The sequence below is a fragment of the Microbulbifer elongatus genome (genome assembly GCF_021165935.1).
Classification (GTDB): domain Bacteria; phylum Pseudomonadota; class Gammaproteobacteria; order Pseudomonadales; family Cellvibrionaceae; genus Microbulbifer; species Microbulbifer elongatus.
The window spans coordinates 3,526,923-3,539,098 of the sequence record NZ_CP088953.1 but is presented as its reverse complement, the minus strand read 5'-3'; the positions used below and the strand labels follow the sequence as shown (position 1 = coordinate 3,539,098).

Here is a 12,176-nt window from a genome sequence, read left to right as displayed (position 1 = left end):
AACCATACAGAACAGTAACCGTAACGCAGAAAAATGAGAGAGCCCGCCGCAATGAGTAATCCAGTGCAACCCCTATGGCAGCCCACGGAAGAGGCGATTGCCGCGACCCAGATGGATCAGTTTCGCCGCCAGGTCAACGAGCGCCACCAGCAGTCCCTGCCGGATTACGCGGGGTTGTATCAATGGTCTGTGGATCATCGCGAGGCATTCTGGAGCCAGTTGTGGGATTTCGGCGAAGTCATTGCCAGCGAGCGCGGCGAGCGGGTACTGGGGAAAGACACCATGCCCGGCGCCGAGTGGTTCCCGGATGCGCGGTTGAATTTTGCCGAGAACCTGTTGCGTTTTCGCGATGATAAGCCCGCACTGATCGAGCGTCTGGAGAATGGCAGCCGCCGCGAATTGAGCTACCGCCAGTTGTTTGAGCGGGTAGAGCGACTGGCCGCTGCGCTGGTGCATGCGGGTGTGGAGAAGGGCGACCGGGTAGCGGGCTTTATGCCCAATATCATCGACACCGTAGTGGCGATGCTCGCCACCACCAGCCTAGGCGCAATCTGGACATCCTGTTCACCGGATTTTGGAATCAATGGGGTACTGGATCGTTTTGGCCAGGTCGCGCCGAAGATTCTGTTCGCCTGCGAGGGGTATTTTTACAATGGTAAGACCCTCGACTCCCTGCCGCGCCTTGAGCAGATTGTCGAGCAGATCGACTCGATACAGCAGCTGGTCGTAGTGCCGGTGGCGCGCTCACCGGAGCAGACCGAGGCCGCCATCGAGGGACTGGATCGTGCGGTCAGCCTCCCTCATTTTGTGAAGGATGCACCTGCACGCGCATTGACGTTTACGCAGACGGCATTCAACCACCCGCTGTATATCATGTACTCCTCCGGCACCACCGGAGTGCCCAAGTGCATTGTGCACGGTGTGGGCGGTACGCTGCTGCAGCACATCAAGGAACACCGCCTGCATACGGATATATCCCGCAACGACACGCTGTTTTACTTCACCACCTGTGGCTGGATGATGTGGAACTGGCTGGTCAGTGGGCTCGCCTGCGGTGCCACTCTGGTGCTCTATGATGGTTCGCCCTTCTATCCGGCGGCGCAATGCCTGTGGGATATGGCCGATGAGGAGAAGATCAGCGTGTTTGGCACCAGCGCCAAATACATCGCGGCCCTGGAAAAGGCCGGGTGCAAACCCCGTGAAAGCCACAGTCTGGAGCGCCTGCGCGCGGTGCTTTCCACCGGTTCACCACTGGCTCACGAAGGGTTCCGCTATGTCTATCGCGACATCAAGGCCGATCTGTGTCTGAGTTCCATTTCCGGCGGTACCGATATTGTTTCCTGTTTTGCCCTCGGCAACCCGACTCTGCCGGTATACCCCGGTGAGCTGCAGTGTCGCGGTCTTGGCATGGCGGTGCAGGTGTGGAGTGATGATGGCCGACCGGTGCTGGAGGAAAAAGGTGAGCTGGTGTGCGCGACGTCTTTCCCCTGCATGCCCATAGGCTTCTGGAACGACGAGGATGGCAGCAAATATCACAGTGCCTATTTCGAAAGCTGGCCGGGTGTCTGGGCGCATGGGGATTACGCCGAAATCACCGAACACGGCGGCGTGATCATCTACGGCCGCTCGGACGCGGTGTTAAACCCCGGTGGGGTGCGCATTGGCACCGCAGAAATCTACCGCCAGGTGGATAAGGTGGATGAGGTGCTGGACAGCATCTGTATCGGCCAGGAATGGCGGGACGATGTACGCGTGGTACTGTTTGTGGTGTTGCGCGAAGGGTTGACCCTGGATGAGGCGCTGATTCAGAAAATCCGCACCACTATTCGCGCCAATACCACACCGCGCCATGTGCCGGCGAAGGTGATCCAGGTGGCGGATATCCCGCGTACCATCAGCGGTAAGATCGTGGAACTGGCGGTGCGCAACGTGGTGCACGGCCAGCCCGTGAAAAATCAGGAAGCGCTTGCGAACCCGGAAGCCCTGAAGCTGTTTGAGGCACTGCCGGAACTGGCCGGAGAGTAGCGCCCACCCAGGTTACACGGCGTTTGTCGCGCCGTGTAACGCCTATTCGGGAAGCCTGGTGCCCGGTAAGCCAGCTCGGGCTTCAGTGGGCGGTCTTGCGGGGCTGATGGGAGAGCTCTTCGTTCATCTTGCGCAGTGCCATGCGCGTGATATAACCGCCCATCAGGCAGATAAATGCGATAATGCCCAGGCTCAACAGGCCGGAAAAGCTGGTGAAGAGGTCGATCATTGCGTCCATTTTCGTGCTCCTCAGAAGGTGGCGCGGATAAACAGGAATGTACAGCCTCTGCCGTTTGTTGCGTCGCTGCACTTTCTCGATTGGCTCCAGTCTAATGGGCGATGTGCCAGTACTCTTGATCTGAATCAAACGTCAGGCCGATAGGTTGGCCCTGTCGTGCCCCCCGCCGCCGCCCCGGTGTCAGGAACGGGGATTTAGCGACCTTTACCCCCCGTTTCCCCTTGCCCTCGGCATGTCCTATCCGCCAAACTGCGCTACCCTGTGGGGTAGTGATTCCACCCCTATAAACTGAATAAATTCACGGAAGACCCGCATGATTACCTATCTCTACTGGGCCGCAGTTATCTCCCTGGTGGTGCTTTGCCTGTTTGCCGGCAGTCGCCTTGGCAGTCTGGGCAAGGGCGCCATCGTCGGCGCCATTGTGTTTCTGTCCGGCTGGCTTGCCTATTACTTCCACTTCGAGCAGGTTTTCGTAAAACGCTTTGGCGGGGTGATGTATATCAGTGTGCCCGACGGTCAGCGCCACCTGGGGTCCACCTGGAAGGAAGACAATCTGTGGGTGGAAAACTACGACCCGGAAACCAACCAGTGCATTTTCTCCGAGTACTCCAAGGGCAATCTGCTGGAGGGGCGCGTGGTGATCAAGAATTGCAACCCTCTACTGGAGCCCGCTGACAGGCCTTCCCGCGCTGGCCAATAAACCCGGGCGCGAAGCAACTTTTTGAGTCTCCTGACGTCGCAGTAGGAATGGTTGGCAAACGGATTTTTGTCTTGCGCAATTCTTTGTCCGCTCGCGGAGTGGATTTCATACAACTTGCAGTCGGCATACTGTTATCGGCACTGTTGCTTTTGCCGCAGCCGGGTATTGCCCTGCCTTTTTTCGATCGTTTACCCAAGTTTAAAGTCCGTGTGCTCGAAAACCGCGAGCTGCAGGAGTGGTTGAAAGATCAGCTGAACGAGCAGCGCAAGTCCAGCAGTGTGCTCAAGTCCTACGAAGATCCTCACGATGTGGCGCGCTACGAGCGCGGCACTCTGGAAAAACTGCTGCGCTCCCGCGGCTATTACGACGGACGGGTGCGCCAATCGGTGACCGGTGGTGAGATCCTGTATCGCGTGGTGCCCGGACGTCAGTTCCGCATCAAATCCCTCGAAATCGATATGCCGCCAAGACTGCGCGCGGGTTTTCCCGGTGTCGGTCTGCAGGTCGGGGACCCCCTAGAGGCGGTCAAGGTTTCTGAGGGGGTCAAGAAAATCGAGACCTACCTGGCGGAAAACGCCTGTCTGCTGGATGTGGATGTGGATTACAAGGCGACGGTTATCCACAGCGAACACGCCGCCCGCCTTGTGTACCGAGTGGCGCCGAGCCCGGAAGTGCACATCGGAGAGCTCAGTATCGCCGGTGCCACCAGTGTCAATGAGGACTATCTGCGCAAGCGGTTGAAGCTCTCGCCCGGTGACTGCTTCAACAGCGCCAAACTCGATGCCGCCAAGCTGCGCCTGCTGCGCACCAATCTTATCGCTGGTGCGAATGCCGAAGTTTCTGAACCACACGATGGTGTGGTGGATGTGACGTTTCTGGTGATCGAGCGCAAGCATCGCACGATTCGCTTGGGGGTGGGCTACGCCTCTGACGAGGGCGCCGGGGTTTCCGCCGGCTGGGAGCATCGCAATATCCTCGGACGGGGGGAAAAAATCGAAGTGGAAACGCGGGTCAGTGAAATTACCCAGTCACTGAAGGGCGAATTACTGGTGCCGCGTTTTTTCCGCGACGATCAGGATCTGGCGGCCACCGCAGAGGCATCCAATGAAGACCGCGAATCCTACCAGGCGGAATCCGTCACCATTGGCGGCACCATTTCCCGTCGGCACACCAAGCACCGCACGTTCAGTATCGGCAGCGAGCTGAAGTTCAGTAAGGTGCAGGAAGAAGGGGAGGAGAGTGAAAACTACAACCTGCTTTCGTTTCCTCTGGGGATCAAGATCGATACCACCGACAACCTGCTGGATGCTCGCAGTGGAGCCACCGTTGCGCTGGAGGTGAGCCCCTATTTCGACCTCAAGGGAAGCAGTACACGTTTTGTAAAAAATACCCTGGTGGGCACAGGCTATCTGACGGGCGAGGAAATCCGCTTCGATCCGACACTGGCGGTGCGTATCAAAGCTGGTGTCATCAGTGGCATCGATAATCTGGATATTCCCGCGGATGAGCGATTCTATTCCGGCGGCGGTGGCTCGGTGCGCGGATACGCCTATCAGGCCCTGGGGCCGCGCCGACTGATTCCGTCAACCGTTCCCGGTGAGCCGCCCACGCTGTCTGACCCTATCGGCGGCCGCGGCCTCAGTGAAATTTCCGTGGAAGGCCGCTTCCGGTTTACCGAAACCTGGGGCGGCGTGTTGTTTGTGGATGGGGGTAATGCCTACGCCGACCCGCAGCCCAGTTTTGACGACCTCTATTGGGGGGTTGGTATCGGCGTTCGCTATATGACGTCTTTTGCACCGCTGCGTTTTGACATCGCCTTTCCACTGGATCGCCGGGAAGACCTGGACGATAGCGCTTATCAGATCTACGTCAGTTTGGGGCAGGCGTTCTGAACATGACGGATTCCCGCCCTGCCAAAACCGCCCGTTCTCCCCGGCGCAGATTCTGGTCGAACCGGCCGCGTCTGACCTTGTTTGCGGCCATGTTACTGGTACCGCTGATTCTCAGCCTCTTTTTGCTCGGCTCTCAAAGCGGTCGCGAACTGCTTACCCGTGGTGGGCTTTCGGTGGCACGTCACTTTTTACCGGATCTGGAAATCCGTGAGCAAGGTCTGCGAAGCCCGCAATGGGGCAAGTGGAGCTTTGAGCTGCTGCAGGTGCGCTACAAAGAGCGCACCATGTTGGAAGCGCAAAATATCACTGTACACATCGCGTTGCGCCCGTTGCTGCGCAATCAAATCCATATTCCGGAAGTCAGCGCGCGGTCGCTCCTGTTCGACAATCTGGTGCTGGGTGAATACCTGCAGGACCACGTCAGTGAAGAGGAGGTTGAGGACGCTGCGGAAGAGGTGGACGACCCGACCATGCCGGCACTCTGGCTGGAGCGACTTGCCGTCGACCGTCTGACTTTGATCGATAGTAATCTGAAAGACTTTCCCGTTGTGGCGGTGAATGGGCGCGGCAGCTACCAGTGGCCGGGCAAGCCGTCAGAGCTGATGCTGGATATTGCCGAGCACGATGGGCATCAGCTGCATCTGCGTCTCGATGGGCAAATGCAATCCGAGACAGAATACCAGCTTACGCTGTCTGCTGACGAACAGGCCGGTGGGTTTCTGGGGCGCACACTGCAGTTGCCCGAAGGTAATGGGCTGGATGCCAACGGGCGTTTTCTGCTGATGCTCACGGGCGAGAATCAGTTGCAGCTCACCATCGAGCACTTCTCGGTGCCGTTGGTTCGCCACCGTTTTGGGCTGGGGGGGCAGGCGGACCTGGTGTTGTCACCCTGGTCTGTATCCACCGAGGACCTGACGCTGACCGTCGACGAAACCCGACACACCGTCCGCGGCCGGGTGAATAGCGAAGCCATGGACCTGCGTATCCACCTCAACCGGTTGCCGGTTGCGATCACACAGCCTTTTCAGGATTACCTGAAAGGGGGGTGGCTTTCGGCGGATCTGGCGGTGCAGGGTCCGTTGACCTTGCCGAACGCAGATGGATCTGTGGAGCTGCGTTCCCAATATCAGACACAACCGATTCACCTGACCGCTGAGGTGGAGACGGTTGAAGATGGTATCCATATTCGCGGCGCCCACCTTTCACTGGCGGAGGCGGCGGTGGAAGCGTCGGGGCTGGTGGATATCGAAGGAAAGTCCATCGACCTGAACGCTGCGCTGGAGCCGCTGCCGCTGGCAGAAATCCGCACTATTCTCGCGGCGCTGGAGGAGACCCGTGACGTCGAGATTCCCCCGGAGCTGGACGGCACTGTGGAGCGGTTGAAGGTTTCTGCCAAGGGGGCCTGGGAAAATCCGTCATTGGTGGTGGAGCTATCCAGTGCACTGCAGTACCAGGGGTTTTCCGCCAACGTCCAGGGACATGTAACCGGTAACCCGCAGAAATTTGCCGTGCAGGATCTGTTGCTGGAGGGCGAAGGACTGCGAGTGAGTGGCAGCGGTGAGGTCGACGTGCAGGCCAAGGCCCTGCAGGCGCAGCTGGATGTGGCTGCTCGTGGCCTGCAACCGGCGGAACAGTTTGGTGTGCCGGTGGATCCGGGTACTCAGGTCGACCTGGATGCGGTGGTATCGGTAAGCGGCCCCTGGGATAACCCGAAGCTGTCTGCCCAGCTCTCCTCGGATGGAGACTACCGGGAATACCGCTACCGGCTGCGCGGCGGTGCGGCCGGGAATACCGAGGCCATTACCTTTGATCGCCTGCGCCTGGATCTGTTTCGCGGGCAGGCTACCGCGGGGCGGGCGACACCCGCACGGGAGCAGTCCCTGCGCCCGGACGAGGTTGTCGAGCCTGAGGACGACTATCCCCTTCATCAGGCAGCGCCGCGCGCATCCGAGCAATCCCGAGAGCGGGTGGTCGGTACGGCAGCGCTGGCACAGGATGCCGAGCAGGCGCGCCAGCGTGGCAATGCGTGGCTGGAGATCAATGGTGTCGTCGAGCCCAGGGCACAGCGCGCCAACGGCAGCGTCGCCGGGCGCAATATCCCATTGGGACTCGCGGAGCTGGCCGGGGTAAACCTGCCTCACTCTCTGCGGGGCGAACTCAGTCTGGATGGGAATTTCACCGGGCCATTTAAATCGCCGGAAGCGCATGTCAATGTGCTCGGTCTCGGTGAATTTCAGGGGGAGCCCTGGCATATCCAGGGCGATGTGAGTTACGGCCAGGCAGCGATCACCCTGTCGGAGGTAAAACTGCTGTGGGCTGGCCGCAATCAGCTTACCGCCGATGGCACCCTGAGTGAGCAGACCCTGGATCTCGAGCTGCAGGCGCAGGCGGTGCTGGCGGATTTTGAAGAGTGGCTCAGCGCGGACATTAGCGAAAATGGCGAGCTCGCTCTGCAGGCGCGTGCATCCGGTACCCCGCGGGATCCCAACCTTGCCGGTGGGCTTCGGGTAACCGGCCGTGTCCCGGCTCTGCGCGACGATGCTCTGGTGCAGTCTCCCCTGGTGTTGTCGCTTACCTGGGAAACCGTGGCAGAAGACCTGCAGATGCAGCTGCAGGCCAGTCACGGCAGCCGTCAGGCCGCCGATGCCCGCGCCAGCCTCGCCATTGCGCCCATTCTGGCGCAGCTGTTTCAGGACAAACCGCCAGGGGCTGCGCCGCCACTGCCGATTGAATTTGACGCCAGGGGGGAGGCCGACCTGGCCACGCTGGGCAGCCTGTTTGACCCGGAGATCCACACCATGCGCGGCAAACTGGATTTCGACCTGTCGGCGGATGGCAACACGGGTGCTCCCAATGCCCGCGGTAACATCACGCTGCGCAACGGTTATTACGAGCATCGTCCCAGTAATACCCGGCTGCGCCAGATTGTGTTCCTGGCCGAGCTGGCGCCGGATGCCTGGCGTATCGTCGAGGCCAGCGCCCGCGACGGGGACCGCGGACGGGTGGCGCTTGACGGCGCCGTCCGGTTCAACGGCCCGGATCCGGCGGCACTGGACTTTACCCTGGCTGCCCGCAATGCACACCTGCTGAATATGCCCGGTGCCAAGGGGGCGGTCAGTGGCGATCTGCGCCTGTCCGGTGATACCAGCGATGCGACACTGGCCGGCACCCTCAACCTGCGCCCGCTGGCCATTCAGGTGGAGCACTTTATTGGCAGTAGCGTGCCGGAAATCGATGTGGTCGAGGTGGAGGTCGACGGCGTTACCGAGCAGGCCAGTGGTCCGCCGCTGATGGAAAATATCGCGCTGGCGATCCAGGTGGTTCTGGATCAACAGTCTTATGTACGTGGTCTGGGGCTCGACTCGGAACTGAAAGGCGAGGTGGATATCGCGGGTACTGCGGCTAATCCCCAGGCATCGGGTACCATCAGTATTGTGCGCGGCAAGTTCGACCTGCTGGGCAAGAAGTTCGAGCTGCAGGAAGGGCAGGTTCAGTTTGAGAACAATGTGGCTGCCATTTATGTCAAAGGGGTCCACACCTACGCTGAGGGCGAGATTACCGCAGAGATTTCCGGTACCACCGATGACCCGGAAATCGAGTTCAGTTCCGACCCCGCTGCGGCGCAGGATGAGATCTTTGCCCAACTGCTGTTTGGCAAGTCGCTGACGGATATATCGCCACTGCAGGCGGTGCGCCTGGTGAGTGTGGTGCGTACGCTTCAGACCGGTGGCACGGGCTTCGACCCGCTCGCCAGTACACGGGATCTGGTAGGGCTGGACACACTGGACTTCGAGTCGGAAGCGACCGAGAGTGGTGAGGATCAGTACGCGCTCAGCCTCGGTAAGTACATCACCAGTCGTATCTATCTGGAGTTGCAACGCAGTACCGACCCGCTGAACCCCTGGCGAGCGGAGATGCAGATCGAGTTGCGCAAAAATCTACGACTGGATTTCAAGTCAACGGATAACAACGAAAGCGGTGCCGGAAGTGTGGAGCTGCAGTGGAAGAAGGATTACTGAACAGCTATATAAGTTGAACACCAAAAAAAGCGATGGGAGAAAACAAAATGGAATATTCAGTCGCGGTTTTAGCTGCCGGTTACTCTCATCGCTTTGGTAGCGACAAACGTCTCGCAAGTATTCATGGCGAACCCATGTTGCTGCGCACCCTGCAAACGGTCATGGAGGCGGTCAGCGCCTTTGATGACGCCACGATTCAGGTAATTTTACGCGCTCGCGACCCGGTGATTGCCAACGGCCTGAGAAAGCTGCCGGTACAGGTGTTGCACGCCCCCGTATGGCCTGTGGGTATCGGCGCAAGTCTCGCCCATATTGTCGAACAACTGCAGCGTGCCGGCGCCAATCCCAAAGCGGTACTGGTTTGCCTGGGAGACATGCCGTTTGTCGAGCCGGATACCCTGATCCGTCTTTTGCACTCTGCCAGTGAAGATCGGATCTGTGTTCCGGTGTGTGCGGGAACCCGCGGTTATCCCATTGCCATCGGCCGTAAATACCTGTCTGCACTGGCGCGGATGCGCAATACCGGGATGGAAAAGGTTTTGCGCATTTTCGCCGATGGCGTTGTCGATGTGGAAGTCGCCGACCCGGCAATCAACTGTGATATCAACCGGCCGGACGATTTCCACGCAGCAATGCGGCCGGATCTGTTCGGAAAAATTTTTGCATCTCGCGATACAGCGAGGGATGTGCCGCTTCCATCGCTGTCGGAATAATAAAAAATGCCTCGGTTGCAACGGCGAAAAACTCCGCAGGCGATTGCGCGCCGTAGGTGTCGAGCACTGACGGTTTTTCGGTAAGCTCCGCGCCGGGCTCGTTTTCCCCCCGTGCCGCTTCTCCATGCAGTGCCTGAAGTCGCTGACGCAGCTCAGCAAACGCTTCCCGCATCACCGGTGCCCAGGTTTTGCCATCGGCACTGTGCTCAAATGGTGGGCGCCCGTCCACATATCCATCCTCTTCATCCAGCTTGTGGGCGAATTCGTGAATGGCGACGTTATGCCCCTGCTGTGGCTCCGCCAGGCCGCGTCGTAAATCTCCCCAGGACAACACTACCGGGCCGCGATAGTGTGCCTCGCCAGCCCGCGCGCTCATATGGGAGGACTGAATATGCCCGTGGTGGCGGGTTTCTTCCGCAACATAGGAGTCCGGATACACCAGCACAGTTTTCAGGTTGGGGTAGCAGTTGTTGGGGCGCTCCAGCAGTAGCAGGCAAGCGTGCGCGGCAATGGTAATGCGGACTTCTTCGGTAATCTCCTGGCCATCACAGCCCACGAACTCCTTATCCCGCAGGAACAGGCTGATGTTCTCCTTCAGCTCCTGCTGGCGTGCCTGCGGGAGGTAGGGAAACAGCGCCAGGGTACTGGAAAGCAGTTGCTCCTGGTGTGCGCTCAGGGGGCGAGAACGCAGATAGTGCCGGCGCCAGCGTTGCCACAGGATGGGAAGGACCCATACCAGTACCGCGAGGACAATGACGATCAGAAAACCATTCACTCTGTATTCCCTTGTTGAGAGATTCTCTCGATTGACCTCCGGTGGAAATTCTGCGACCATGTTGACCGCGTCCGCTACGGCGCCACGAGAAATAAAATGCGCTTAGGGAAATGATTGGGGCATGGATACGGGTATTCAATTCGCGGGAGCGGATACTGACGTGACGCAAATGTCAGGAAAGGGGGGGGATTCCTCACTGGAGTCGCCGGTATGTGAGCGGTATCAGCTGGTGCCGCACGGCTATGATGGAAACCGCGGAGGCTGGATCTGGATCGCAGACTTTGCGCAATCTGCTTCGGCGGCGCGTTACTGGCTGCGTATGGAGCCGCAGGGGGCGCCCACTGCTCTCGCCAGAGAATCCCGCTGTCGGGATATCCCGGTGGCCTTTGACCGCGCCGCGGACGGCTTGCGCTTTTCCTTCGTCTGCATCCCCCTGCACAAGGGGCTGCGCTACCGCCTCTCCTTGTGGCGCGAATGTACTGAAGACAGCCCGGCGGTACGGCGTGTCGCAGAAGGGGGGTGTGCCGGGCTGCCCGATTCCCTCGCCCAGGGCTTCAACGTCTGGTACGGCACCTGTTTCTACCGTCCTGCCGACCGCGGTGCGCTGGCAGATGCGCTCGCCGCCTTGCCCGCCGAGCACCAGCCGCAGGTTTCTTTTCTCGGCGGTGACCAGGTCTACCTGGACACCGCGTTTTCCAACAGTGGCCCGAGTATCATCCCGGGATTCGGCATCCGCAATTTCTCCCCTCTCGTGCTGCGTACACGAGCGACCATCCGCCGTAAGCTCAACCATGTTTTTTCCCGCGAATACCGGGAGAACTGGCGCAACGGCCTGGGTGCCAAGCTGCGCTCCGGATTTCACTATTTTCTCGCTGGCGATCACGAGTTCTGGAACGACTACCCGAACCCTCCCGGTTTTCTGCCGGTTCTGTGGCCGCGCAAGGTGCGCCAGGTATGGGAGGCCTGCGCGCGCGAGCTGTTCGCTGCCTACCAGGCCCCGGCCAATCATCCCGCCAGTCAGTTTACGGTGGCAGATACCCTGCGATTTTTTGTGCTGGATACCCGACTACAGCGGGCGCCGGGCCGCGATGGTCGGTTTACCGATGATCAAACCTTCGCCCAGTTGACCGACTGGCTGCGGGGTCTGGATCGTGCAGGAGTGCTGGTGCTGCCAGCTCCCCTGTTGACCCACTGGCAGTTCCGCAAGCTGGGGCTGGGAAAATCTCTGCTGGTACGACTGGGCTTTGGTGATCACTCTCTGGCAGATACCGGGCAATATCAGGATCTGGTGCGGGCCCTGCGCGACTGCCCACAGGATGTGCTGATCCTGGCCGGGGACGTGCACTTCAGTCGCTTTGCCCGTATGGATCTCGGGGGCAAGCAGGTGGTGGAAGTGGTTTCCTCGCCGCTTGCCTGCCTACCCAGCGCTGCGGCGGACCGCGAGCTGAAGCCGGAATACTTCCCCGACCGACCCACCGACGATATTCGTGCGCAGGTACATTACTGGCGGCATGAGGAATCCAGTGACAGTGCCCGGATCAGTCGCCGCGGCAACAACAATTTTGTGACATTGGGATTCAGGTCTGACGACTCAGACGACGACATTCGGGTGGATGTCGTCTGCTGGAATATCGAGGGGCGAGAGGTCAACGGCGCATTGACGCCTGACTGGCAGGTGCCGGATCTGGTTTTGAAAAAGCGCAGGCGGTCGGCGCCCGTGGCAGAACCCGTACCGCCATCCGTCGCAACACCGCTACCAGAATCGCCTGGCATTCCGGAAGTGCGCCTGGATTAAACCCGGTTGTTGCGGAAAC

At 59.7% G+C, this 12,176-nt stretch carries 8 protein-coding genes; 6 read left to right on the top strand and 2 right to left on the bottom strand.

What is annotated here, in order from left to right; translation table 11 throughout:
• The first annotated feature begins 51 nt into the window (after nt 1-51).
• Entirely contained in the window at nt 52-2,025 is a 1,974-nt protein-coding gene (locus LRR79_RS14650) for an acetoacetate--CoA ligase (protein ID WP_277608729.1), read from the top strand.
• Between the two features lie 82 nt (nt 2,026-2,107).
• Here LRR79_RS14650 and LRR79_RS14645 read toward each other — a convergent pair whose 3' ends face one another.
• Complete coding sequence (locus tag LRR79_RS14645; RefSeq protein WP_231757917.1) at nt 2,108-2,263, bottom strand: DUF3149 domain-containing protein; 156 nt, start codon at nt 2,261-2,263, stop codon at nt 2,108-2,110.
• Nucleotides 2,264-2,576: 313 nt separating this feature from the next.
• Here LRR79_RS14645 and LRR79_RS14640 point away from each other — a divergent pair, with 313 nt between their 5' ends.
• The 4 genes from LRR79_RS14640 to LRR79_RS14625 all read left to right on the top strand — a co-directional run bounded on the left by LRR79_RS14640 (nt 2,577) and on the right by LRR79_RS14625 (nt 9,587).
• Complete coding sequence (locus tag LRR79_RS14640) at nt 2,577-2,963, top strand: hypothetical protein (RefSeq protein WP_231757916.1); 387 nt, start codon at nt 2,577-2,579, stop codon at nt 2,961-2,963.
• A 71-nt stretch (nt 2,964-3,034) separates the two neighbouring features.
• Nucleotides 3,035-4,855, top strand: a complete 1,821-nt coding sequence (locus LRR79_RS14635) for an autotransporter assembly complex protein TamA (protein WP_231757915.1) — start codon at nt 3,035-3,037, stop codon at nt 4,853-4,855.
• 2 nt (nt 4,856-4,857) lie between these two features.
• On the top strand, nt 4,858-8,874 hold the full coding sequence (locus tag LRR79_RS14630; RefSeq protein ID WP_231757914.1) for a translocation/assembly module TamB domain-containing protein: 4,017 nt from the start codon (nt 4,858-4,860) through the stop codon (nt 8,872-8,874).
• A 47-nt stretch (nt 8,875-8,921) separates the two neighbouring features.
• Nucleotides 8,922-9,587 carry a nucleotidyltransferase family protein gene (locus tag LRR79_RS14625; RefSeq protein WP_231757913.1) on the top strand — a complete coding sequence of 222 codons (666 nt, stop codon included), beginning with the start codon at nt 8,922-8,924 and terminating at the stop codon, nt 9,585-9,587.
• On the opposite strand, the gene LRR79_RS14620 is transcribed toward LRR79_RS14625, so the two are convergent.
• Complete coding sequence (locus LRR79_RS14620) at nt 9,478-10,362, bottom strand: M90 family metallopeptidase (protein ID WP_231757912.1); 885 nt, start codon at nt 10,360-10,362, stop codon at nt 9,478-9,480. The genes LRR79_RS14625 and LRR79_RS14620 overlap by 110 nt on opposite strands.
• 169 nt (nt 10,363-10,531) lie before the next feature.
• Between LRR79_RS14620 and LRR79_RS14615 the strand changes: the two genes are divergently transcribed.
• On the top strand, nt 10,532-12,157 hold the full coding sequence (locus LRR79_RS14615; protein ID WP_231757911.1) for a metallophosphoesterase family protein: 1,626 nt from the start codon (nt 10,532-10,534) through the stop codon (nt 12,155-12,157).
• Nucleotides 12,158-12,176 lie beyond the last annotated feature (19 nt).

What these genes read in the sequence shown, in the direction of transcription:
- LRR79_RS14650 (WP_277608729.1), top strand. Translation starts at nt 52, where the DNA reads ATGAGTAATCCAGTGCAACCCCTATGGCAGCCCACGGAAGAGGCGATT.
- LRR79_RS14645 (WP_231757917.1), bottom strand. Translation starts at nt 2,263, where the DNA reads ATGGACGCAATGATCGACCTCTTCACCAGCTTTTCCGGCCTGTTGAGC.
- LRR79_RS14640 (WP_231757916.1), top strand. Translation starts at nt 2,577, where the DNA reads ATGATTACCTATCTCTACTGGGCCGCAGTTATCTCCCTGGTGGTGCTT.
- LRR79_RS14630 (WP_231757914.1), top strand. Translation starts at nt 4,858, where the DNA reads ATGACGGATTCCCGCCCTGCCAAAACCGCCCGTTCTCCCCGGCGCAGA.
- LRR79_RS14625 (WP_231757913.1), top strand. Translation starts at nt 8,922, where the DNA reads ATGGAATATTCAGTCGCGGTTTTAGCTGCCGGTTACTCTCATCGCTTT.
- LRR79_RS14615 (WP_231757911.1), top strand. Translation starts at nt 10,532, where the DNA reads ATGTCAGGAAAGGGGGGGGATTCCTCACTGGAGTCGCCGGTATGTGAG.